The following is a 24,388-nucleotide window of genomic DNA, read 5'->3' on the forward strand; positions in this document are numbered from 1 at the left end:
GCTAGGCATGACCGGCAAGGATCATTCGTATACGAAGCTGAATTTCCGCCCCGGTTCACCCGACTCGGTGAGCGCAGGCGCCGGGCGCGCGGATCAGTGCACCGTGTCGGCCTGGTCGGGGATCACCCGGCCCCGGCTGTCCAGGACCGGGCCCGCGGAACCGGCCGAGCGGGTGTAGGCGGTGGTCAAGCACGGATACCGGGTGGCCCTGGCCGGCAGCGGCTCGATGAACATCGGGTTCACCAGCCAGTGGCCGTCCTCGTTGTCGTAGGCGTGGCACATCAGTTCCTGCATGTGTCTGTTGATCGTCAGGCGGAGCCCGGTGGCGTCGCCGACGAACACGAGGTCCGTGGTGGAGTCCCCGGCCGCGAAGGCCTGCCGCCGGCCGGCCGGTGCCTGCTCGAAGGCGGCGGTGCCGGAGATGCCGAGGACCTCCTGGTTGATGAAACAGCGCTTGCCCTCGATGTAGGTGATCACGGTGTCCGCGTCCGCGCCGCCGCAGTCGACCAGATGAGGTGTCAACTCGCCTGCGGCGCCGACCTGGTTGCGGATGCCGATGACCTTGTCCGCCGCGATGCCCAGCGCCCCGGCCCAGACCCGGGCCACCGGCTCGGCCGAGGCCGAGACCACCCGGACGTCGAAGCCGGCCCGGCGCAGCACGTCGACCAGGTCGGCCATCTGCCCGTAGTAGCGCACCCAGGCCGAGACCTGCCGCGTGCCCACGGTCTGGGTGGACCCCTGCGGTGCCGCAAGGCTCTCGTCCCGCGCCTGACGGGCGAAGGCCAGGACCTCGTCAGGGGTGTAGCCGGCCAGCAGCTGGGCGGCCCAGGCGAGGGCGGGCTCGATCCGCCGGTGGTCGTAGTTCCCGAACGCCGCTTGGTGGTCCGTGGTTGCGGCATCGAGGTAGACCGATAGGATCTCGTCCGCGCACCGCGTGTCGACGGCGGTCAGCAGCGGCTGCCCGGCAGCCGCCGCATCTGCGCACGCGGTGCTCAGCGCGTCGGCGGCCGCGGGGGTCAGATAGCGGCTGGTGGTCGACCAGTCCTTCCGTTCGGGCTGACGCACCTTGCTGTTCCGCAGCATCCAGACCAGCGTCGCGTCGCCGGTGTCGTTCCTGACCAGCGTGTTGTCCCAGTCGAAGACCGCCAACGGATGCCCGCCCGGCCGGGTGCACGGCCCGGCCGCGTCGATGAAGTCCTGCAGTGCGGCTCGGTTGTCCCCGTACCAGCCCGGATCGGCAGCGAGGGTCGGACAAGCCGGTGCGTCCGCGTGCGAAGCGGCCAGGCTGCCCGGAGCCGTCACCGACACGACCAGCGCGGCCGACGCCACGGCGGCCACCCAATCCGGAATCCTCATGCGCCACCTCGTCCTCGTACGTTCACGAACAAAATCGATCGCAGACAGAGTGTCACACCTCCTGACGGCTGGTGACGACGCGACACTGACCGTGACGTAAAGGTGAGGCGGCTCCCTCCCTGCCGTCACGCGATCACCGTCCCGAGAGGGGAAACCGCCCATGGGTCAATTCATCACCGACATCGACGTCCTGGTTCCCTACGAGAAGCCGTCTGACCGGACTCCGATCCGCACGCCCACCGGATGGGAGCTGATCCCCTTCGATCTGAACAGCGGCGCCGGCGGCGCCTACCTGTACCTCGTGTACGAGAAGCACCTCCAGGACCGGCCAATCACCGGCCTGCGGATCCTGAAGAACGATGAAAGGCCGCCCACCGGCTACCAGACGCTGCCGGTCGACCTCAATAAAGGCGTCAAGAACGAATCGACGTCCCTGTTCCTGGCGGTGACCCGCGAAGCAGGCGCGGCGATCACCGACCTCGCCGTCACCCACTGGACGGACCCCGCCCAGCACATCCCTCCGAAGCAGGGATATCTCCGCGTCCAGTACGCCGGCACCGACATCGACCTCAATCTGGGTGCCGGCGGCGACTTCATCTTCCTCGACTACCGGCCGGCCATGAACTCCCAGGAGAACGCGTGAGCGACGTGCTGCCCCCCTCGCTGCTGAAGGCCATGCAGCGCACGCCCCGCCCCGGCGGCCTGAAGGCCATCCAGCACGTGGTCTTCCTGATGCAGGAGAACCGCTCCTTCGACCACTACTTCGGCAGCGGCTTCCGCGGGGTCCGCGGGTACGAGGACCTCAACCTCGTCACCCTCCCCGGGTCGGACGGGCGCTCCGTCCTCGACCAGCCCGACCAGGACAGCCCGGTCCCCGTCGTCTACCGCCCGTACCAGCTCAAGCCAGAGCACGGCAAGGTCGCGCCGGCGTCCCACGACTGGAGCACCGGCCACAGGGCGTGGAACAACGGCCGCTACGACAACTGGATCGCGGCCAAGGGCGGGGCCACCATGGGCTACTTCGACCAGCCGAAGGTCGTGGGGACCTACCGCGCACTGGCGGAGAAGTTCACCGTGTGCGACGCCTACCACTGCTCGGTGATGAGCGAGACCAGCAGCAACCGCAACTACCTCTTCAGCGGCTTCGGCGGCTGGGAACCGGACGGCAAGCGCGTCACCGGGGCCGCCGCGCACGAACGCGAGAACAGTCCCGAAGGCTACAACTGGGCCAGTTACCCCGAGATTCTGGAAGTCAACAACGACCCTTTCGGCGCAGACGGGATCAGCTGGCGCGTCTACCAGGGCTGGGACAACTTCTACGATAACAACCTGGAGTTTCATGCCGAGTTCAAACGGATCTTCCAGTCCGCGCTGAAAAAGGCCGGCCTCACAGCCGGGAGCCTGTTCGACTTCTACAATCGAGCTGTTAGCCAGCAGGACGTGGAGAAGCTCGCCAAGGCGGTCGCCGAACTCCCGGCAGCGGATCGGAGCCTCTACGACCGCGGGCTCTTCCGCTGCCCACCCGCACCGGGTCCGGAACAGAACCCGCAGAACTACAAGGACTTCGTGTACGCGTTCGCCCAGGACATCAAGGCGGGGAGGGCACCCCGGGTGTCCTATCTGGTGCCCGCGGAAGCGGACTCGGAGCACCCGGGCAGTTCGGCCCCCATGGACGGCGAGAAGATCGTCTACCAGGTCCTGGACGCCATCGCCTCCAATGACGACATGTGGGACTCCACCGTGCTGTTCATCAGCTACGACGAGAACGACGGGTTCTTCGACCACGTGCCGCCGCCGGTCCCGCCGCCGACGGTCACGGACGAGTACGTCGATGGCCAGCCCATCGGCCTGGGCAACCGCGTACCGGTGATCGCGGTCTCCCCGTGGACGGTGGGCGGATACGTCAACTCCCAGGTATTCGACCACACTTCGCAGGTCCGCTTCCTGGAGGAGTGGCTGGGCGTCCGGCAGCCCGCGATCAGCCGCTGGCGGCGGACCGTGGCCGGCGACCTCATGTCGGTCTTCGACTTCGGCCGCACCGGGGACCCGCCGTCGCAACCCGCCGACCCGGACCGGCGGCTGGCCCGGCCGCTGCCGTACCAGCCGGACGTCCACGGCACGCTGGACCGGAACACCGACGTCTTCACCCTGTCGATGTCCAACTCCGGGGCGGCCTCCACACACCTGACCGTCTATGCCTACGACGTGTACCAGCACCCGCAGCACTTCGACGTGCTCGGCACCTCGTCGACACCCGCCAAGGTGCCGCTGAAGGACGGGGCATACGACTTCTACCTCACCGGCCCCAACGGCTTCCGCCGCGAGTTCGCCGGGACCGCTGCAGGAGCCGCCGCCAACACTGACCTCGCCACTGCCATCACCGCAAACCCGACCCGCAGGCTCACCCTCGCCATCACCACCACCGGCCGCAAGCCGCAGGCCGTCACCGTGAAACCGCTGCACTACAGCACCGCCCAGCCCCTGAACGGCACCGCCACCGCCGAAAAGCCCCTCGTCCTCACCTGGGACACGGAGGACGCCCAGGGCTGGTACGACCTGGACGTCTCCATCGCGGAGGACACCTCCTTCCGCCGCCGCCTGGTGGGGCACATCGAGAACGGCCTGCCGAGCACCAGCGGCTGACCGTAGGACATCGACAGGTGCCCTCCCCGGCAAGGGAGGGCACCCCCGCTCGGCCGGGCGCCCGGCCCCCGTCTACGGCATGCGAGGCTGTGACCGCGCGATTACGCTCGTATGCGAAGCATCCGTCTCGCAGGAGTACCCTCATGGCCTCGACGTCTTCGTTGTTCACGCATGCGACCAACTTCTCCAGCGCGGTGTCCGGCGGCGTCGATCCCCGGACGGGACTGTTCAACCTCCAGATCACGCTGGGCGAGCTCGTCGGGAATCGCACCCTCGGCCCGTCAGTTCCGCTGACCTTGTCGTACTCGCCGCTGACCCGTACCGACATGGGGTTCGGGCAGGGCGTATCGGTGCGGCTGACCACGTACGACGTCGACAGCCGGCTGCTGGCCCTGTCGACAGGCGAGCAGTACCGCGTCGAGGAGACCGGTACGAAGGTCGTCCTGATGCAGCACAAGCTCGACACCGTCCGCATCACCCGGGAGCAGGACGCCTACCGGATCGCGCACAAGTCCGGCGACGTCGAGATCCTGACGGCACCACGGAACGCCTCCAGCCTCAAGGTGCCGACCGCCCTTCTGACCTCCACCGGTCACCGCCTGACCCTCAGCTGGGACTTCGCCACCGGCGCGCAGCCGCGCCTGACGGCGGTCAAGGACGAGCACGACACGCTGCTGACCGTGGCTTACGCCGGCCAGTCCAAGACCACCGTGCGCGTCCTCCCCGGCCAGCGCGAGGGCTACGACGTCGACCTGCGCTTCCGCAACGGCCTCCTCGGGAGCGTGCACCACTTCGGGCCCGGGGCGGACAAGCCGTTGGTGTGGGACTTCACCCACACCCTGATGGGCGAGCAGGGGGAATGGGGCTCCTGGATCACCGGCGCGACCACGCCGGGCGGGATGTCCGAGACGGCCTACTACCGCAACGACGGCCACCGGTTCCCCGTCACCGCAAACCTGCCCCCGCTGCCCTGCGTGTATCGGTTCGTCCAGACGCCGGGCGGTGGACAGCCCCCGGTCGAGGCCTCGTACAGCTACACGGACACGAACTACGTCGGCGGCCACTCCGACGTGGACTGGAACAGCGACCGGGACTGCCTGTACGAGATCCTGAGCGACTACTCCTACGGCTCCACAGAGTCGCGGGCCTGCGCGGGACAGACCACGAGGATCACCCGCACGTACGACAACTACCACCTGCAGACCGCCGAACGACAGCAGCAGAACGCCTGCTCGCGGCTCGTGGAAACCCAGTACTACGCGGTGACCGGCAAGCTGTTCGAGGAACAGCCGGCGCAGTTCCAGCTCCCGAAGAAGAAGATGGTGACCTGGACGGACTCCCGTTCCACGGGCCCGAACAAGTCCTACCAGGAGGTCACCGAGACCGTCTTCGACGAGTGCGGCAACCCGAAGGACCAGACCAACCCGGACGGCACGCGCACCGTGTGGGAGTACTACCCGGCGGGCGGAAGCGGCGACGACTGCCCGCGCGAGCCCAACGGGTTCACCCGCCTGCTGAAGAGCGTCACCCACACGCCTCCGCACACCGAGTTCGACGCGCCCGTTCACACGACGGTCCACCGCTACGGCGCGCACAAGGCGACGCCCGACCCGCGGGTGCCCACCGCCGTGCTGAAGTCCGAGGAACAGCGCAAGGTCGACGGCCAGCTCCTCCAGAAGCAGGCCTTCACCTACGACACCTCGGGCGAGGAGTACGGGCGCCTCACCAGGCTGACCACCACCGATTACCCCGACGACGGCGGCAGCGGCCAGTTCGAGTCGGTGAACGCCTTCAGCTCCTCGGTGAAGGACGACACCATGGTCCAGGTCAACGAGCTGACGACCCACGACCACCTGACCGTCAAGCGCTCGCAGACCCGCTCCCGGTTCACCGGACGCCTGCGATCCGCCACCGACCCGCAGGGCAACGTCGCGACCATGGTCCACGACAACCTGGGCAGACTGTTGAGCCACACCGCGAACCCCGGCACCGCCTACCAGGCGGTGGAGAGACGCACCTACGAGACGGGTACCAGCGCGCCGTTCGTGGCGACTTCCACCGACGCGCTGGGCAACCAGATCCGCGAGAGCTTCGACGGCGCCGGTCGGCTGATCCGACGCGAACGCAAGGACATCGATGACGACCACGGCAACTGCAACGCCACCGGAAGCGGCGCCTGGTACACGGTATGCACCCAGAGCCATGACGAGCAGGGCCGCGTGACGTCCGTCGCCGGCGTCGACCGCGTACGCGGCGACGCCGGCACCGAGATCAAGCTCACCCGGACCTACGCCTACGACGACTGGGGACAATGCTCGACTACGACCCTCGACGACGGCTCAGGCGGAATCACCCTGCACGACCCGGTCAACCGGACCACCACCACCCAGCGCCTCGGCGGCGGCAAGCCGCTCGCCGGAAAGACCGTGACCACCTACGACAAGCGCGGCGCGCCGGTGAGCGCCACCCGCCTCGACCGGAACGACTCACCCGCCGGCACGCGCACGTTCAAGCACGACGGCCTGGGACGGCTGCGCAGCGAGACCGACGAACTCGGCCACACCACCACGTACGACTATGACGTCCGCGACCGCCTGCGGCGCACCACCCTGCCGGACAGCACCCAGATCTCGCGCGCCTACGCGCAGTTCTCGGCCCAGAAGCTGGTCACGGGACTCACGGTGGGCACTACGTCGTACGGCACGCAGAGCTTCGACGGGTTGGGCCGGCTGACCCGTACCACCTCGGGTGGGCGTACCTGGTCCTGCTCCTACGGCGCGGCCTGCGACCCCCTGCCGTCGACCACCAGGCCGCCCGGCCACCCGGCGCGCGAGTACCAGTACCTCCCGCAACTCGCCAACGCCGTCTCCCAGGTGAAAGCGGGTTCCCTCACCCAACGGTTCACCCGTCACCAGGTCTCAGGAGCCCTGACCAAGGCCGAGGAAGGTGACGTCACGCTCACCCGCGACTACTACCCGTCCGGTCTGCTGTGCGCCACCACGACCCGCCTCACCGGCCACGCCGACGCCACCACGCACACGACCTACACGGTCAACGGCCTCGAACAGAACCACACCGGTGTCGACGGCACCATCCGGCAGATCACCCGGGACACCTTCGGCCGGCCCCTCGCCGTCGTCGACCCGGCCGCGCAGGCGACATTGCGCTACGACAGCGCCGGCCGCGTCATCGGCTGGACCACCGAGGACAGCCAGTCCAAGAACACCCTCATCACGGACCTGTCCCTGGACGAGTTCGGCCGTGAGGTGACGCGCACACTCACCGACAGTCAGGGAACCACGTGGACGCTCGTCCAGGAGTGGCAGCGCAACGACCTGCTCAGCCGCCGCACCCTCGCCCGCGGCAACACCAAACTGCGTGCGGAGATCTTCGCCTACAGCAGCCGCAACCAGCTCACCGCATACACCTGCACCGGACAGACACCCGCGCAGGACGAACACGGCCGCGCGATCACCGGACAGATCTTCACCTATGACGCCTACGGCAACATCAGGACCTGCCGGACCGACTTCGCAGACGGCGGCAGCGACACCGCGACCTACCTGTTCGGCAATCCGGCCGACCCGTGCCAGCTGACCGGTGTCGACCACGACAATCCGAAATCCCACACCGACCTGCACTACGACACGGCTGGACGCCTCGTCACTGACGACGCCGGCCGCAGCCTCGCCTACGACGACCTGGGCCGCCTCACCAAGGTCGGTACGGTCAGCACCTACGGCTACGACCCGCAGAACCAGCTTCTCACTCAGGGGTCAGACGGCCGCACCAGCGTCTTCTCCTATCACCGGCAGATCCTCGCCTCGGTCACCGATGGCGACCAGCGCACTCGCCTGATCCGGCTCGGACAGTCCTGCGTGGCCCAGCGCCGCGAAGGTCCCCAGACCTCGACCCGACTAATGGGCACAGACGGCAAGCAGACCGTTCTGGTGGCCGCCGAGGGCCAGCAGCACGACGAATACGCCTACACCCCCTACGGCGACCGCCGCCCGGCGGCGGTGACGAGCGTGCTGGGTCACGACGGCCAGCGCACGGACCCCGCCACCGGCTGGTACCACCTCGGCAACGGCACCCGCGCCTACAGCCCCGTCCTGATGCGCTTCACCACCCCCGACGCCCTCAGCCCCTTCGGCGCGGGCGGCGTCAACCCCTACGCCTATTGCCTCGGCGACCCCATCAACCGCACCGACCCCACCGGCCACCTCAGCTGGCAGGCCTGGTTCGGCATCGGCGCGGGCATCCTGGGGCTGGGCCTGGCCGTGTTCACCGGCGGCGCCTCGATCGCCGCGGCCACCGGGGTCTGGGCCGCTGTCGCCACAGTCGGCGTCGCCGCCGACGTCGTCTCCAGCACCGCCGCGATCGTCAGCGGCGCCCTCGAAGAGGCCGCGCCCAAGGCCTCCGGGATCCTCGGCTGGGTCTCCCTCGGCACCGGCGTCGCCGCCCTCGGCACCGGCGTCGCCGCCCTCGGCACCGGCCTCGGCACCGCCGCCGCACGAGGTCTGTCCCGACTCGCCACACGGAGCGCACAAGCCGCAGGAGCCGCAGAGGCCGCCGCTGCCGAAGGGGGAAGCGCCTCCCTTGCACGGTTCTACGGACAACTCGCGGAAAACACGTTCGGCGCAGACGAGCCACAATTCGCCGCAGGAAACACCGTCCGCGAAGCTGCATCCGAAGCACCCGCGGAGAATTCCCTCCATGGCGCGGTCGGCGGCCAAGCGGCCGACCGCGCCATGGAGGCGGCCGCCGCGCCACGCCGGACCATGTACCACTACACCACTCCGGAAGGCCGGCAGGGCATCCTCGAAACCCGCGTGCTGAATCCCTCGCACCCCTACTGGGGCTGGAGAAACCACGCGCATGCCGGCAGCGGGCAGTACCTGACGGACCGCCCGCCCTCGAGCTTCAGCTCACTGGCGGAGCGATCCGAAACATTCGTGGAAAACCCTCATGAGACATACCGGTTCAGCCGGCACCTGGAGATCGATGTGACCGACCAACTCGTACACCAGCCCTGGCCGGATCGGCCCAATGTGTTCGTGATCCACAGCTACTACCCCCTCGACCTGACGGGCCGTATCCTGAATCCGTAGCTGGAACCGCAGGCCGGAACCGGGACAGCCTCCCCCGAAGCGTCCGGTCGAGGTCCTCGGCGAAATCCGTGGCAGCCCGGCCGCGAGGCCGCTTTCGCCGAGCAGACGACCGCTGGACCGACAGCAACGCCGGTCCAGCGGTCGTCACCTCAGGACCCGGGCTTGTCGGCGACCTGGACCGAGCTGTGGTACGTACCGTTCAGCGAGCTGAAGACCAGAGCGCCGGATTCGGTTTTGACCAGGACCCCGATCGATTTGTTACGCGGTTTCGGCGCGCCGCTGTGACATACGTAGTACTTGATCTGCGGAGTCCGTCCTTTCCTCCAAGTAATGTCGTTCGTCTTCTCGTAGCGCCAGCCCGACCAGCTACTGGTATCCGAACAACTCTTCACATCGAGGTCTGACTCATCGATATAGTCGATGAGCCAGATGTTGGCGCACAGAACTTTGGCATCGACCTCAACGGGATTTCCGTTGTCATCGGTCGGCTGGATGCTGATCACCACACCGATTCGATCGTCCGGGATGGTATGGCCAGTTTCGCGCCGCTGCTCGCCGGTCTCCAGCACCACCGAGAGCTTCGACACAGAAGTCCACTTTCCCATGCGCCATCTCCTGTTCGTGCAAAGATGAACGGCCGCCCGAGCGTCAGCGGCCGACTCGAAAAGACGGGCGGGGTGCCCCCCGGGAGCCGGAGAGCACCCCGCCTACTGCGGGGAACCGCCGTCACGCCTGCTGCTTGTAGCAGATGTAGATGTACTTCCCCTTGGCCCCTGCGTTGAGGTCCTTCTCGTACCGCGTGTAGCCAGCCGGAGGGGCCACCTCCTTGTCACTGCCGACGACTACGGCGAGGTCGGTGATGGGCTTCGACCCCTTCCTCGAGAAGCACAGGTAGAGGTACTCACCACCGGCCCCCTTGTTGAGGTCCTTGCTGATCTTGTAGTAGTCCCTGGGGGGCTGGGCGTGCTCGCCCTCGGCGACGTAGAGGTCGGTAATGGGGCCCCCGGCGCCGCTATTCTCCCAGGTCAGGTAGAGGTAGGATCCGCCTGCCCCCTGGTTGAGGTCGTGCGGGTCCTTCACCCAACCCTCCGGCGCGGACTGGTCCCCCTCCAGGATGTCGATGTTCGTCACAGCCATGAATGCCTCCTGGTGTGGTGGTCGATCAGGGAATCCGTGAGCGCACGCCGCCTGGCTGGGCAGGCAGCAGCGTTACGGGCCGACGGCTTGGATGGCGCCGACTCAGATGAGACTAGGCATGGCTCATGCCAATGATCCGTATACGAAGCCAAGCCTCGCCGGCATTCACCCGATCCGGCGAATACCTCGCCCCGATCGACCACCCACCCCACCCCACACCGCACCGCTACCGCCCGGCTCGGGCGACCGAGCCCCAGCCGGGGACCCCTGCTCCGGGGGCTGGAGCCTGCGGTCCGTTCTGGGATCCGCGGACCGGACGGTCGGGCCATGCGGCGCCTCGTGGAACTCTGCGTCGCGATCGCCCTGTCGGCACACTTCACGCGGACCCTGGACGGACCGATCTACGCCGTCGCGGTCACCTCCGCCGTGATCGCCGCCCACTTCGGCATCCTCACCCAATGTAGGCAACTACACAGAGTGACTGGCCTGTTGGGCCACTGCGGGGCATCGGCCGGATCGGTCTGCCTGGGGAGCCCGCGCCGGCCGTCCTCCCGGTCAACTACGCCGTGGACGCCGGAGCGATCGTCTACCGGACCGCTCCCGAGGGCGCCGCCGCCTCGCGCGACGGCTCGCCGATCTCCTTTCAGGTGGACCACATCGACGAGCACCGCAGCCGCGGGCCCTGCTGGTAGACGGTCGGGTTGCCGCCGGAGAGCCGGAACTCGTACCAGCGGGCGCCGACCGAACTCCCTGCGGTGACCGAGTGGTTGACGACGAACGACTCGTGGTCGCCGTAGTTGCGGTAGGCCAGGCGGAACATCAGCCGGTCGGACAGCGAGTCCAGCTGCTGGGTGGTGCCGCCCTGCGGGACGCAGGTGCCGGAGGTGCCGCAGGCGGTCGTGTAGGAGGCCACCGTCAGCGCGGTGGGACCGGTGAAGGTGGAATTGGCCGGGGTGGCCCAGTCGACGTGGAACTTCCAGTACGCCAGCGAGGTGTTGGTCGTCCCGAGGCCCATCAGGGTCGCGGGCTCGCCGGTCGGCGGTGCCGTGGCGCCGTCCAGGTCGGAGGCGAGCAGCCCGCCGTACGAGGAGGAAGTGTTGTAGCACTGCTGGGTGGCGGTGGCACCGGTCAGCATCTTCGACCGGTCCATCGCGCAGACCTGGGCGTTCAGGAACGACCCGGCCGGGGTGAACATGTTGTACGTGACGTAGTAACCGTCCGGCCACACCGAGAGCTTCGGGTAGTCCGGGAAGTTGGCGAACTGGTACGCGTACCGGTTGTACGTGCCGGTGGCCCGCGCCAACATCGCCGCCACCCGCGCCGTCCTGCCCCACGTCCACCCCGAAGGCGTCGACTGGCCGGCCGTCCGCCTCGCTCTCACCACACCCGCTCGCCGACTCGCAGACGGCAGTGCGCTCAGCGACATCTTCGAAGAAGGCTGGGCACCGATCCTCGCCTCCATCCACCGCCAGATCGACCTCTGGCAGAGGGCCGACGAAGCCCTCGGGCCTGAGGCCGTCCTGCGGCTGCTCACCCTGCACGGCTCCCGCACCGAGTCGGTCGGCGATTGGTGGGGATCCGGCTGGTACGAGACCGCTGCCCGCCGCGCCGTCGCCCGCGCCGCGGACAGCGGCGGCCTCCCGCCCGCCTTCCCCGACGCCGAGCGGCTCGCGGACACCGCCGCCTGCCACCCCGACCTGCTCGACGACGACACGTTCGCCTGGCTCACCGAGGCCGTCTGGAAGGAGGAATCCCTCCGACGTGACGCCCTGCTGCCGGTTCCCGTCGCGCTCACGCTTCCGGACTGGGCAGCACAGGACTTGCTCGCCCTCCTGCGGCCGGGCACCGGCGAAGAGGAACGCGACCGCGCCGAGACCGGCGGCTCGTACCCGGCCGATCGGCGGCCGGGTACGAAGGCCTGACACCCGACCGCTCACGCCGCTTTGCCGAAGTGGTGGTCGACCGATGAACCGGGCTGGTCGGCCATCTCGGCGTCCGCCCGGTCGAGCGCGGAGCCCAGTGCCTCGACGGCTTCGTCGGCGGAGTCCTTGAGGAGGTGGCCGTAGAGGTTGATGGTGATGGCAAGGGTGGAGTGGCGCATCGTCTTGGAGACGACGGCGACGGGGATGCCTTCGGCGATCATGATGCTGGCGGCGGTGTGGCGCAGGTCGTGCAGGCCGATCCTGGGCAGGTCGAGTTCGGCGGTGCGTTTGCGGAGCTGGTCGAGGACCCACTGGGGGCGAAGCGGCGTACCGTCCGGTGTGGCGAAGACGAAGCCTTCCAGGCGGCCTTCGGGGTGGGCGTTCATCTGGAGAGTGGCCTGGCGGTGGAGGGCGGCCATGGCTCTGGGGGAGAGGCTGAGCCAGGCGCGGCTGGCCTCGGTCTTGGGTTCGCGGAAGAGGATGCCGTTGTTGTTGACGGCCGCGAGGGTCCAGCGGACGTAGAGCTTGCGGTCCATGAGGTGGACGTCCGACCAGTGCAGGGCCAGGATCTCGCCGCGGCGCATTCCGGTGCCGAGCATGACCTCGAACAGGTCGCTCAGCCGGTCGGCGTAGTGCTCCGCGTTGTGGCGCAGGAACGCCGCCGCCTCCTCGGGCGTCCAGCACGTGCGCTCCGCGGCGCGGGGCTTGGGCGGCACGCTGTGTTTGGCCGGGTTGTAGCGCAGCCGCCACGTGCGCACCGCGTGGTTCAGGGCGTTGCGCAGCGTCGAGACGACCCGGTAGACCGTGACCCGACCGCGGCCGGCCTTGCGCTGCGCGGCCACCCAGGCGTCGACGTGCTTCGGCCGGAGATCGGGCAGCCGGCACTGGCCGAAGGCGGGGATGAGGTCCCGCTCGACGCAGTCCTCGTACCCGGCGTAGGTGTTCGGCGCGAGCTCCTCCTTCTTCGTCGCCAGCCACTGCCGCAGGAAGCTCGCCACCGTGGTGCGGCGGTCCTCGTACACCCCGCGCAGCTCACCGTTCAGCACCGCCTTCATCTCCCGGGCAGCCTCGGCGCGACTGGCGAACCCACCGCGCCGGCGGGTCTTTCGCTTCCCGTCCTCGGGGGCCAGGTCGACGCAGTACGTCCACGACCCGTGGCCCGCCTCCTCCAGCAACCGCACGCACCACGGACCCAACTGCTTTCCGTTCCCGTCCGCACAACCACACCGCCGGTACACCCGACCCCGCTGCGCACGCTGTCCCATGAGCTTCCCCTTCTCTCGGACTGGGTGGTGCCTCTGGGGCAAGAGTGGCTGCTGTGTCGGGTGTGGCGGCAGAGCGTGCGGGGCGGTGCGCGAAGCACTCAGAACCAGACGGCGAAGACACGCTCAAGACGACACACCGCTCGGAAGATCACCATCCGTGACCAGTGGGTAAGCGACCATGATCCGCCCGCAGCCGCCGACCCCGTGGACCGGCTGGCGACACCGACGCAAGGGCAGTCGGACTGGCGTGACGCCGCTTCCTGAAGGCCCGACAGATTTCGGTTACAGGCAGTACCTGCGGCGGGATGGTCGGCCTGGGGACCGTTTTGGGACCAGGCCTGATGAGCGCCCATGGACGCTGGTGATCGGAAACGGACACTTGTGTGCAAAGTAAACACTGAGCCACGGTCAGCAGTCCGCAGCGCCACTTCCGCCGAGAAGTCCCAACTCACGTACACCTCACGGTGATTGAGCAACAAGAAAGCCGAGACCTTGGGGTCTCGGCGGTCGACAATAAGTGAACCCCTTGACTGGGGGTCAAGGGGTCGCAGGTTCAAATCCTGTCGTCCCGACAGTATGTCGGAAGGCCGTTGGCCGGGAGAAATCCCAGGTCAGCGGCCTTTTTGTTGATGGCCTGGCAGGTGGTGGGCGGCTGCGGCGCCGTGGCTTTGTGATCTTGCTGGGGACCAGCCGGGGACCGCAGCCATTGGCCGACGGGCCGCCGCAACCCGCTGCGGCGGCCGCGCGTTCGCGCCTACACGAGGTCGCCGGCCTGCCAGCCCGGGGGGACCTTGGGCAGGCCGATCAGGGCGTCGATGTTCAGGTGCTCGGCGAGCAGGGCTTTGAGGTTGCGGCCGTCGATGAGGCGCAGGCGGCCGTTGCGGTGGGCGAAGTCGTAGCTGTCCTTGCCGAACCACGAGGTGGTGACGACGATGCCGTAGCCGGCGTCCTTGTCCTGGATGACCCCGGACATGGCGCGGACGGTGTTCACCGGGACGATGTTCTTGGAGCGTTTGGCCTGGATGGCGAAGATGGTGGATCCGGTCGGGTCGGTCAGTGTCGCGACGGCGTCCACGCCGTCGTCGCGGGAGCCCTGGGTGCGCCAGGTCTCGTAGCCCATGGCTTCGAAGAGTTCACGCACCAGGCGTTCGAAGTCGTAGGGGTTCATCTGGAGCAGGTCGGGTCGGCTGTCCAGGGTGGCGACCACGGCGGTGTCGGTGGTGATGCGGTAGCGGGACAGGTCGGCCTCGACGATGGGCGTGACCGGTTCCAGGTCGTGGGGGTGCTTGGAGACGGTGGCGCCGAGCCGGTGGAGGCACTGCTGCGGGTCGAGCCTGGGCTCGTCCAGGACCAGCTCGGCGAAGTCCTTGCGCTCGGCGACGACACTGACGACGCAGGCCCGGACGGCCTTTCCGGTCGCGGAGTCGGTGGCGTTGACACGGCCGTTGAGGACGACGGTCTCCACGAACGCGGCCGGTGTGGCGGAGAACGCCTCGTCCAGCGCGCGCAGGGCCAGACGGGCCACCAATCGGGCGTAGGCCTCGTGGATCTCGGCCTGCTTGGCGGGCTGAGGGATGACCTTGGCCTGCTGCGCGACGTAGCGGTAGGAGGCCACTACGGGGACGATCTCGTGGTTGGGTAGCTCGACATCGACCAGGAGCTGTTGGGCCTCGGGGACGTAGACCGCCTGGGCCGCGGTCCGGCAGCCCGGGGGGACAGGGGAGCGCTGCAGCAGGTCTTCGATCCGCTCCGCGAGGCCCTGAGGGCCATCGTGGGCGAAGGCCTCTTCGATGTGAGGGTGCCACGCCTCCAGACCTTCGGGGCGCAGCAGCAGGACTGATTCCAGTTCCTCACGGCGCCGGTTGCACTCGGCGGTGCTCTCCTCGGCCTGGGCCTTGAGTCGGGCCGTCTCGACTTGCCGGGCTTGCCGTTGGGCTTCCTTCTCGGCCTGGGCGTCCGCACGCTTCTTCGCCTCCTCTTCCCGGCGGCGAGCCGTCTGGCGCTTGGCCAACTCGGCTTCCACGCGGGCGGCTTCCTTGGCGCGGGCGGCCTCCTCGCGTTGGAGGTGCTTCTCGCCGGCGGCCAGGAGCCGGGCGTGTTCGACGGCGGGGTCCACCTTCCGCTTCCTGGGACGGGGTTGAGCCGGCGGGGCGGCAGCGCGGCCGGTCGCCTGTTGGGCCCCGCCCTGCGCCTTCGCGGCTCGCGCCTGCTGCTTCAAGCGGTACGCCTCGGCAAGGATCTCCGCCACCGTCTTCCGGCGTGCCACCCGGTCCACCCCCTGGTCCACGACAGCGCGGCCCCACGCGGGGCCGCGCTGCCTGCGCGATATGCCAGCAGCACTACCCGGCTGGGGCCGCCGAGAATCCGCGGCTCCGAGCCGAGTAGGGGATAAGCAACTGGTGTGCGGGCACAACGTGCCGACGCTGCTGGGGATATGAAGTGCTCACTCACGCGGGTGTGGAGACGGGCCTCCGTCGTACATCTCGACCGGGCGGTTGCACAGGTCGCGTACGTCCTCCAGCGGCGCGGCGATTCCAGATGCCTGGAGGCTGCCGTGGATGTTGCGCGCGGTCTGCTCGCGGAGCAGCAACCGGACCCAGGGCGGCGCATCTTCTTCATCGTCTGCCACAGGCCACTTCTACAGCACGGTGGTTGACGATGACGAGCCCGCCGTTGCGGGCAACGTGCCAGTGGGGGGTTCTCCGGCGGATGCCCGGTGGGGCTGCTACTGGACGAGGCGCAGATGGCGCACTGTCGCCTCGGCCGGTGCCGCCGTCGGCGACGAGGTGTGCCGGTCGGCCGACAGGTGCCTACTGAGGGTCTGGCCGGCCTTTTCGATGGAACTCTTGTCCGGGTGGAGGTATCGCTGGGTGGTGGTGATGTGGCCGTGTCCGGCGATCTTCTGGAGGACGTGGATGGGGACGCCGGCGTCGGCGAGCCAGGTGAGGCCGGTGTGTCGGAGGTCGTGTCGGCGCAGGTACTCGTAGCCGAGGCTGACGACGACTTCGTCCCAGTGGGTGGCGTCGCGCAGGATGGCGGTGGTGACGCGGCCGCCGCGTGGTCCGGTGAAGAGGCGGGCCATGGGGTCGTTGCCGACGACGTTCATGCGCCAGTTCACGAGGTCGCGGATCTCTTCGATGATGGGGACGGTGCGGCGCCGCTTGCCCTTGGTGCCTTTGTCGATGAGGCCGCCGGGGCCGGTGGTGGTCTGGCGGCACAGGTCCCAGGTCCAGTCGAAGCGGTTGATGTCCTTGACGCGGACGCCGGAGACTTCGCCGATGCGGGCGGCGGTGCAGGCGGCGAAGCGGACGATGTCGCCCCAGCCGCGGTAGTGGTTGTGGGAGCGCTCGACCAGGGCGTTGGCGAGTTCGTCGAGGGCGTCCCAGTCGGCGAGTGCGAGGGAGCGGGGGTCGTCGAGTTCGTCCTCGGCTTTCTTGTAGAGGCGCTGCCAGCCGCTCATGCGTGAGGGGTTGAAGTCGATGAGGCCGTCGCGGACGGCTTGCTCCATGATGCGCACGAGCGGGGCGAGGCTGTTCTTGACGGAGGAGATGCTGAGTCCGTCGGCGATCCAGGAGTGGAGGGCCCGGTCGGTGATGCCGTTGGTGATGCCGGTGACGGGTATGTGGCCGAGGACCGGGGTGACGCGCAGCTTCCAGCCAGCGGTGTAGGGGTCGAGGGTGGTGGTCTCCAGGCCGCGCATCGCCAGGTCCCAGTTCTCGTCGCCGTACTCGGCGAGGGTCATGGTGAGGGCCTTGGGGGTGATGCCGCGCGCTGCGGCCCGCTCCATGCGGGCGATCCAGGCCTTGGCTTCCTCCTCCGTGGGGACGGAGGAGGAAGCCGACTTGCGGCCGCCGCCGTTGGGGTCGGTCCAGCGCACGCGGGCGCGGTAGCGGAACTGCGGGCGGCGGTCGGGTCGGTGCTCGATGTCGGTGGTGAGGTCGACGCCCATGGGGATGAGCTGGGTGTGGTCGGGCATTCAGGCTGCCTCGGATGGGTCGGTGCGCTTCTGGGCGAGCCACAGCTGGGTGTCGGGGATGCTGTAGAGGTAGAGCCGGGGCGCGATCTGGACGAAGGGTGGGCCCTGCGGGGGAGTGGCGGAGCGCCAGCGCCGCAGGGTCGAGGGGTCGACCTTCAGCAGCGTGGCGAGTTCCTCGGTCGAGTACCAGCCGCTGTGCAGGAGGTCGAACTCCGGTGCCGGATCAGCCTCGTGTGTGGGGGCGGCGGTGACGGTCGGTGTCGGAACCGAAAGCCGGCTTGTGGCGGGAACGTGGGGTCGGACGTGCATGGTCTCCCTCTGATGGGGTGGTGGAGCCGCTTGGGCTCGGCCGGGCACGCCCACAGTCACCTGTCCGCCTGGACGGGCGGAACAGGGTTTGGCGTGCTGAACGGGGCAGACCGTACGCACGGGTCGTTCTTCGAAGCGCGTCGAGCCCCGGCGGGCATGCCGGGTGGAAGGCGACCTGACGTCTGCGACCGCTGACGAGGGCCTGCTGCCGCGGGGAGCCCGTGCAGGTCGCCCTGGGAGGAGGGGCAGTTCTCGGCGCCGGCGGCGATGCACGCCGTAAATGGCGTTCTTGCCCGGTGGGTCGCGGCCGGAGCGCCGCGGAGATGGCCCGGAGTACCCTGAAAGTGACGGCAGACGCGGGACGGCAGCTACGGTCTGTGACGAACGTAAGGAGTCCGGGGCCGTCGGTCCCCTACCTCGCGCCGACGCTAACTCAAGAGCTGCGGACTTTTAATCCGTAGGCCTGCCGATTTCGTTCGGAGACCATTTTTCGGTCCGCCACCCCTTGTGACCTAGCCTTTCTTTTGCCCGTGTGGGTGTGACCGGGCGGCCGGCTTGTCTTCGATGGGGCGTGAGTGGGCCGTTCGTGGGGTGCCGCAGTCAGGCGACGGACCGTCAAAGTGTCACGCTGGGCTACATATGCCCCTGTTCGGCGAGGCTGCCGGTCGGCCCTTCGCGCGCCGTCTGCGCGGTGTGGACTGGTACCGGATGCCTCGGGAGAGCTTTCGGGCTGCGTCGATGACCACTCGGGCCGTCGCCTCTGCGCTGAGATGGGCCGTCTCGGGAAGCACCGACGTGTACGTGTCGGCGGTAGTCATGATCGTAGAGTGCCCCAACTGGGCCTGGACGACCTTGAGATCGGATCCGCCGGTCAAGGCAAGACTCGCCGCACCATGACGCAGGTCCTGGAGCCGGACAGGCGGCAGGCCACTTCTGCGCACCATGTTCTGGAAGACGTGGCCGATGTAGTCCGGGCGCAGCGGACGTCCGTAGGTGTCGGTGAATATGTAGTCGGACTCATTCCAGTCAGTTCCCGCTGCGAGTTTCTCCTCCTTCTGCTGGTTACGGTGTGTGTTCAGCGCGTGGATGGTGCTTCTGTCGAGAGCGATCGTCCGCTCGCCGGCCCGTGTCTTGACAGGGCAGACCTCGAGCCGTCCGTTCTCTCGTTGCTGTAGTTGCCGCACGACCGTGAGTGTGTGGCCCGAGGCGTCGAAGTCCGACCAGCGGAGACCTGCGCCTTCCCCGCGGCGGAGACCGCGTAGGGCGTACAGGTGATAGAGGGCGTACAGCCGGTGATCACTCGCGAACGCGAGGAACGCGGCGGTTTGGACGGGCGTCCACACGGCGACTGGTGGGCGGTCGCCCGTTCGTCTCCACTCCGCGACACGGTTGTCCGTCCAGACCGTCGGGTGCGGTCGAGGTGTCCGCGGCAGGTTCAGATGGCGAGCCGGGTTGGCAGCCAGCAGGCCGTTGCGCACCGCGAGGTTCAAGGCGGCACGCAGTGTTGCCTGTACACGACGCAACGTGCCGGCGCTGACAGGCCGGCCCGTGCTCTGGTGTCGACGGATGATGGTGCTGAAAGCCTGCTGGACCGCGTCGTTGCTCAGCTCGCAGAGCAACTCGCGGCCGAGTAGCGGCACGAGGTACTGCTCCAAGTGCTGGCGGTAGCCGCGGGCAGTCGACGGCCGGAGCTGGGGCTCGACGATGACGTACCAGCGCTGAAGCCACTGGCCGGTCGTGAGGAGTCCACCCTGGCGAGCGAGCATGGGGTCGCGCAGGCGCTTGAGTGCGCGTTCGGCATCTGCCCTTGTACGGTAGCCGCCCCGACGTAGCCGGGACCGGCGGTCATCGACTGCCGCGTACCTTGGCATTGCCAGGTACCAGGAACCGTGCCCACGGCGATGGAGGTCGGGGCAAAGGCTTCCAAGCTGTCGGCCGGTATCGGAGTCCCGGCAGCCGCATCGCTTGTAGATCGTTCCAGCGCCACGCATGACGTCCTCCCTCTGGGATAGCAGACGGGCGTAAAGCCAGCGTGCACCTAGGGTGCTGCGAGACGGCCCGGTCCGGAGACCGGCGACGCTCTCGAATCGGTGTTCAAGAGCGCCAGGCGTGGTGAAGGATACAGTCGAACGCTTCTCCGGGCAGATCGACTTCGGGGGAGTTCGAACCCGCGACTGCTCGTCTCCGGGAGCCTCCCGCGTCAGCGCTGTCGCGGGATGGGCAAGGGCTCATGGCGGTGCCAGATCAGTGATCGATCTTCGCGGCGAAGCTCCGCAGATCCCCATTCCAGGCGGACTACGCCGTCAGCCAGCGAGCAGGCGTAGGCGACGAGAACAAGCTTGGTGTCCGGTGAGAGGCGCGCGAGATCCGCGTGAGGCTCATCCTCATCCGGGAGTTCGATACCGAGATCCAGCTCTACCTGACGTGGGTCGGGACCGTGCCTGCGGATGAGGTCAGCGCGAAGCCCGGACGCGCTGCGGAGTCTGGCTGCAGTCACGGGCACGTCCTTCTTCGCGTACCTGTACGGGTAGACGACATGGCCGGCGACCACGGCGACGGTCCGCGCCTGGAGGCGCACCAGCTCGACGCCGGGAAGCCGAGAGAGGCCAGCCGACAGCTCCTCGTACTGTGCGGCGTAGAGCCCGTGTCCGTACGCTTCGAGCGTCTGCGTATGAACACCTTTGTGGCCGCCTTGGGCTCGCTCGTGGGCCCGGACAAGGCACGCAGGCACGATCGCCGCGACCTCGGTGGCCAGGGAGCCGAAGACCGTGCGTGCCCACGGACTGGCGGAGTCTGCGTCCGACATGGGAATCCCCCGATCGATCGTCCTATGACCTTCAGGGTCCGACAGTCCGCTGATCAGCACGGTGGATCAAGGGCGCACTGGGGGATCTCATGGTGCACGGACCAGGTAGTGGAACGTAGTGAGGCCCGGGATTGGGCTGGGGATCCCCGGGAGGAGTTCGGGACCATTCTGTGGGCGACACCGACACCGAGGACAGTGTCCTGCGGGGGACTGAGGCGGAGGTGGTGTCGGTACCTCGGAATACGCTAGGCGGCCATGGACTGGCTGGAGCGGGTGGCGAAGCTGAGACGGTGGACGAACAACGATGTCCGGGCGCCGCACAAACCGCTGTTGCTGCTGTACGCGCTGGGCAGCTTCCAGCGCGATGCCGACGGCGAACTGAGGTACAGCGCCGTCGAGGAGGAACTGAAGCGGCTGCTCGAAGAGTACGGGCCGTCCCATCCGACAACCCCTGCGTACCCGTTCCATCATCTGGTCAGTGACGGCGTCTGGGAGGTCAGGACCGACCACGGGCCCGGGAGCCCTGGAAGCGGAGTGCGGGTCCTCCGCGCCAGCGGCGCGACCGGCAGACTCGCACCCGAGTTGCGAACGGCGCTGAGGAAGGAACCGGCGCTCCTGGGCCGTCTGGCACGGGTGCTCCTGGACTTCCACTTCCCGCCGTCACTGCACACCGACCTGTGCGAAGCCGTCGGACTCGACCTGGACCTGGCCGAGACCGATGGTATGACCGGAGCCCCGGGCCGGGCAGAGCGGGCGGCGCGACGCCAGCGGGATCGGCGAATGCGTGAACTCGTCCTGACCGCCTACGAGTTCCAGTGCGCATTCTGCGGCTATGACGGGATGCTGGGTGCGACCACGGTCGGCCTGGAAGCAGCGCATGTGCGCTGGTGGTCCTATGACGGGCCGGACGAGGTCGACAACGGCCTGTGCCTGTGTTCCCTGCACCACAAGCTCTTCGACAAGGGCGTCCTGGGCCTGGGGGAGGGGCGCCGCATACTCGTCTCACAGCGCTTCGTCGGACGCAGCGAGGCCAGCAGGCAGCATGTGCTCGCGTTGGCCGGACGGCAGGTCATCGGCCCGCAGGCAGGGATTCCGTCGGTCGCGGGCCGACACCGGCAGTGGCACGCCGCGCAGGTCTTCCGGGGCGAGCCCCGGGAGCCCCTGACCCCGGCGCGTGCTGGTTGAGAGACTGCCCGATCGCTGACCCATCAGCGTTGACCACGCGCTGTCCAACTCTGGTCTGCACGGCTTCTTCCCGGACGTGTAGACCAGATGACACCAGCGCCCCACGTGGAGTCGGTGAGTGATCGTCAGCCGCGGCGACCGTGTTCCACCTCGATCTGTCCTACCTGCTGCCCGCCGACCAGATTCCGCAGCTTGGCGCGTGTCTCCGGGTCCGTCGAGTACACGACCGTGCCGATCATTCCACGGGTGAGCAACACCTTGTAGGTGTTGCGGATCAGGCGGTCGATGTCGGCGTCGGTGGTGGACTTGCGGAAGACGGGGTCCTTGGACGCCGTCCGGTCGGTGACCCACCGGTCGGTCCGCCAGACGAGGTCCGGGCCGAGGATGACGCCGCTCCAGTCGTACTCGAAGCCCTGGGCGGTGTACACGCAGCCGACCTGGCCGAAGCCGGCCGGGTCGGTGGCCCACAGCGCGGCCGGCGGGGCGCCGGCGATCGAGCGGTCGCCGTACACGTTCCACGGCCGGGCCCAGTCACCGATGTGTACGTCGAGGGGGAGCGGATCGCCCGGGGCCACCTTCGTGGTCCACTTCCAGCAGTACCCGGCCGACATGCGGGCGCCGTATCCCTCCGCGCGCCGGGCGTCGAGGAACGCCTCCAACTCCTGCGGACTGTCCACGACTTCCAGCGCGACCTTGCCGTCGGGCTCCCAACCGACCGGGCCGCCGGGTTCGAGGTCCAGGAGGCGGACCACCCAGTGCAGGTAGGCGTCGCTGCCGCCGCAGCGGAACTGGCTGTCCAGCTCGACCACCTGGCAGTCCAGGCCCTTCACCGCGGCGGCGGCCCGGATCTGGGCCACGGTGCCCATCTCACCCGGCCGGACGACCTGGTGCTCGTCCAGCAGGAACACGGGAACCCGGGCGGCGTCGATCAGCTCCTCGATCTGGGGCTTGCCGGTGCGCTGGGCGGCCCGGGTGTAGCGGTTCGCCGACGTCTCCCGGATCCGGTGGGCCTCGTCGCAGATCAGAACGTCCAGCCCGTTGCGCTCGGCGGTCATGAAGCTGTTGAAGTACTTGAACAGCTCCTGCACCTGCTTCTTCCGCGCCCCGGCCATCCGCCGCATGGTCGTGGTGAACGAGCTAGAACCGGTCGCGTGCAGAGCCGTGACGCCACGCCGGTACAGATCGCCCAGGAGGGACAGCGCGATCACGCTCTTCCCGGTACCCGGGCCGCCCGTGATGACGACGACCTCCTTGTGGTCGGACTGCTGCGCCTGGCGGACCGCGCGCAGCACCAGCTCGTAGGCAACCCGCTGCTCGTCCAGCAGGACGAACTGCTCGCGCTCGCGAACCTCTTCGGCGGCGACCGCCATCAGCTGCTTGGACGGGGCCACCTTGCCCGCGAGCAACTGGTCCGCCGCCTCCGCGCCGGAGACCGGCTTCAGCTTCGAGCGGAGGTACTGGATGAACTCCCCGCGGCGCTCGGCGGTGAAGAGCCGCCCGCGCTCGTCCTGCTGAACCTCGTACAGGCCCTGGACGCCGAACTCCGTCGCGTTATGGAGGAAAACCACTCCGGACAGCCGCTCGGGATGGGCAGCGAGCGCGCCGTTGAAGGAGATCAGGTAGTCGCAGTAGCCGCGGACCTGCTCGATCGGGTTCAGCACCGGCCGGCTGTACGCGTCGACCCGGCAGAGCAGCGGCTCGCCGTCCTCCGGGAGCGCACTGCTCCACTGCTTGAGCTCGACCACCACGTACGACGGCTCGCCCGTGACCGGGTGGACGCCGGCGAGTATGACGTCCGCTCGCTTACTGTTCAGAGGAAGCGAGTACTCGAGGAGCACCTCCACCATGCCGAGCCCGGCGTCCAGGAGCGCGTTGGTCAGGGCCGGAATGCTCAGCTCCCAGGAACGCACCTCGGACGGGCTCGGCTTGTGGCCGTGCTTGTGGACGAACTGGTCGATGAGACGCACGAACAGTGATCCGGCCAGACTCTCGGCGGCGACCGCGGACGCGGAGTCGCGGAACAGCAAGACATGCTCCCAGGCAGCACGAAGTGACTCGTGCGGGTGGGGGCATGTCCCTGAAGGGAAGCCCGGCGGGCCGCGCTGATGACTGGCCAAACTTACAACGGGTGGTCTGAGCTCGTACTCGAACGCTTGAGGAAAGGGCCCAGAGACTTCCTCATTGCTGTCAGGCATGGATACGGAACGTACGGGCCCGCTCACCGTCTCTCTGCAGAGCCAGCCGCACGCTTGGCGACACCTGCGGTCGATGAACCAGACCGCATCCTCTGCCGATCGGTCCTCGTGTGCCGCGAAACGGTGTGCGTCGAACCCTGCCGGGCCCGGTGGTCTGATGCCGACCTAGAGGTTCTGACCGTGAGTTCTCGGCGTTGGCGAGCTGCCGCTCGGCGCATCCAGGTCGACTACGTCTCGGTTCCGCGACGTGCTTCTGCTAGAGCGAGACGGAGCTGCGGTTCGGGACCCGCGGTGTCGCCCGTACCTGGGCAATGTGTTCTGCTTCCAGGGCGGCTGGGGCTTCGGGATGTTCCCTGATTTGGGCTGGGTAGCTGGTCCCTGCTGGGCGGCTAGGGTGCGTATCGGGTTGTGATCAATCTGTGGGATTCGCCCTCGCGACAGTTCCTGATCCGGTAGACCGTACTGTGTGACGCGAGCGCAACT

Annotated in this window: 18 protein-coding genes; 6 read left to right on the forward strand and 12 right to left on the reverse strand. The window is 68.3% G+C overall.

What is annotated here, in order from left to right; translation table 11 throughout:
• Positions 1–93: 93 nt before the first annotated feature.
• On the reverse strand, positions 94–1,356 hold the full coding sequence (locus ACIRRH_RS33855; RefSeq protein WP_403075055.1) for a haloacid dehalogenase-like hydrolase: 1,263 nt from the start codon (positions 1,354–1,356) through the stop codon (positions 94–96).
• Between the two features lie 160 nt (positions 1,357–1,516).
• Here ACIRRH_RS33855 and ACIRRH_RS33860 point away from each other — a divergent pair, with 160 nt between their 5' ends.
• From ACIRRH_RS33860 to ACIRRH_RS33870, 3 genes are all read left to right on the forward strand, one after another.
• On the forward strand, positions 1,517–1,999 hold the full coding sequence (locus ACIRRH_RS33860; RefSeq protein ID WP_403075058.1) for a hypothetical protein: 483 nt from the start codon (positions 1,517–1,519) through the stop codon (positions 1,997–1,999).
• Entirely contained in the window at positions 1,996–3,999 is a 2,004-nt protein-coding gene (locus ACIRRH_RS33865; RefSeq protein WP_403075061.1) for an alkaline phosphatase family protein, read from the forward strand. The genes ACIRRH_RS33860 and ACIRRH_RS33865 overlap by 4 nt, the downstream gene beginning before the upstream one ends.
• Positions 4,000–4,142: 143 nt before the next feature.
• Positions 4,143–9,110 (forward strand): RHS repeat-associated core domain-containing protein, encoded by a 4,968-nt coding sequence (locus ACIRRH_RS33870; protein WP_403075063.1) that lies wholly within the window; start codon positions 4,143–4,145, stop codon positions 9,108–9,110.
• A gap of 149 nt (positions 9,111–9,259) precedes the next feature.
• Here the strand turns inward: ACIRRH_RS33870 and ACIRRH_RS33875 are convergent, their stop codons facing one another.
• Together ACIRRH_RS33875 and ACIRRH_RS33880 are read right to left on the reverse strand one after the other, a co-directional pair.
• Positions 9,260–9,715, reverse strand: coding sequence for a hypothetical protein (locus tag ACIRRH_RS33875; RefSeq protein ID WP_403075065.1), 456 nt, complete (start codon positions 9,713–9,715; stop codon positions 9,260–9,262).
• Between the two features lie 121 nt (positions 9,716–9,836).
• Positions 9,837–10,247 carry a hypothetical protein gene (locus ACIRRH_RS33880; protein ID WP_403075068.1) on the reverse strand — a complete coding sequence of 137 codons (411 nt, stop codon included), beginning with the start codon at positions 10,245–10,247 and terminating at the stop codon, positions 9,837–9,839.
• Positions 10,248–10,768: 521 nt separating this feature from the next.
• On the opposite strand from ACIRRH_RS33880, the gene ACIRRH_RS33885 reads away from it, so the two are divergent.
• Entirely contained in the window at positions 10,769–10,939 is a 171-nt protein-coding gene (locus ACIRRH_RS33885; RefSeq protein WP_403075116.1) for a pyridoxamine 5'-phosphate oxidase family protein, read from the forward strand.
• On the opposite strand, the gene ACIRRH_RS33890 is transcribed toward ACIRRH_RS33885, so the two are convergent.
• On the reverse strand, positions 10,891–11,562 hold the full coding sequence (locus ACIRRH_RS33890) for a hypothetical protein (protein ID WP_403075070.1): 672 nt from the start codon (positions 11,560–11,562) through the stop codon (positions 10,891–10,893). The two genes, ACIRRH_RS33885 and ACIRRH_RS33890, sit on opposite strands and share 49 nt — an antisense overlap.
• On the opposite strand from ACIRRH_RS33890, the gene ACIRRH_RS33895 reads away from it, so the two are divergent.
• The gene (locus tag ACIRRH_RS33895) at positions 11,531–12,169 is read left to right on the forward strand and encodes a hypothetical protein (RefSeq protein ID WP_403075073.1); all 639 of its coding nucleotides are present in this window, start codon (positions 11,531–11,533) and stop codon (positions 12,167–12,169) included. The genes ACIRRH_RS33890 and ACIRRH_RS33895 overlap by 32 nt on opposite strands.
• Before the next feature lie 11 nt (positions 12,170–12,180).
• On the opposite strand, the gene ACIRRH_RS33900 is transcribed toward ACIRRH_RS33895, so the two are convergent.
• The 7 genes from ACIRRH_RS33900 to ACIRRH_RS33930 all read right to left on the reverse strand — a co-directional run bounded on the left by ACIRRH_RS33900 (position 12,181) and on the right by ACIRRH_RS33930 (position 20,525).
• Positions 12,181–13,365 carry a tyrosine-type recombinase/integrase gene (locus ACIRRH_RS33900; protein ID WP_403075075.1) on the reverse strand — a complete coding sequence of 395 codons (1,185 nt, stop codon included), beginning with the start codon at positions 13,363–13,365 and terminating at the stop codon, positions 12,181–12,183.
• Between the two features lie 823 nt (positions 13,366–14,188).
• The gene (locus tag ACIRRH_RS33905; protein ID WP_403075078.1) at positions 14,189–15,550 is read right to left on the reverse strand and encodes a restriction endonuclease; all 1,362 of its coding nucleotides are present in this window, start codon (positions 15,548–15,550) and stop codon (positions 14,189–14,191) included.
• A 327-nt stretch (positions 15,551–15,877) separates the two neighbouring features.
• Positions 15,878–16,063, reverse strand: coding sequence for a hypothetical protein (locus tag ACIRRH_RS33910; protein WP_403075080.1), 186 nt, complete (start codon positions 16,061–16,063; stop codon positions 15,878–15,880).
• Positions 16,064–16,159: 96 nt separating this feature from the next.
• Positions 16,160–17,410, reverse strand: coding sequence for a tyrosine-type recombinase/integrase (locus tag ACIRRH_RS33915; protein WP_403075083.1), 1,251 nt, complete (start codon positions 17,408–17,410; stop codon positions 16,160–16,162).
• Positions 17,411–17,719 (reverse strand): helix-turn-helix domain-containing protein, encoded by a 309-nt coding sequence (locus tag ACIRRH_RS33920; protein ID WP_403075086.1) that lies wholly within the window; start codon positions 17,717–17,719, stop codon positions 17,411–17,413.
• 623 nt (positions 17,720–18,342) lie between these two features.
• Positions 18,343–19,374 carry a tyrosine-type recombinase/integrase gene (locus ACIRRH_RS33925; RefSeq protein WP_403075089.1) on the reverse strand — a complete coding sequence of 344 codons (1,032 nt, stop codon included), beginning with the start codon at positions 19,372–19,374 and terminating at the stop codon, positions 18,343–18,345.
• 545 nt (positions 19,375–19,919) lie between these two features.
• Positions 19,920–20,525 carry a hypothetical protein gene (locus ACIRRH_RS33930; RefSeq protein WP_403075091.1) on the reverse strand — a complete coding sequence of 202 codons (606 nt, stop codon included), beginning with the start codon at positions 20,523–20,525 and terminating at the stop codon, positions 19,920–19,922.
• 255 nt (positions 20,526–20,780) lie between these two features.
• On the opposite strand from ACIRRH_RS33930, the gene ACIRRH_RS33935 reads away from it, so the two are divergent.
• Positions 20,781–21,710: a phosphorothioated DNA-binding restriction endonuclease gene (locus tag ACIRRH_RS33935; protein WP_403075094.1), complete on the forward strand. Its 930-nt coding sequence runs from the start codon at positions 20,781–20,783 to the stop codon at positions 21,708–21,710.
• Between the two features lie 125 nt (positions 21,711–21,835).
• Here the strand turns inward: ACIRRH_RS33935 and ACIRRH_RS33940 are convergent, their stop codons facing one another.
• Positions 21,836–23,737 carry a DNA/RNA helicase domain-containing protein gene (locus ACIRRH_RS33940; RefSeq protein ID WP_403075097.1) on the reverse strand — a complete coding sequence of 634 codons (1,902 nt, stop codon included), beginning with the start codon at positions 23,735–23,737 and terminating at the stop codon, positions 21,836–21,838.
• Positions 23,738–24,388: the final 651 nt, after the last annotated feature.

The organism is Kitasatospora sp. NPDC101235, assembly GCF_044767505.1.
GTDB lineage: Bacteria > Actinomycetota > Actinomycetes > Streptomycetales > Streptomycetaceae > Kitasatospora.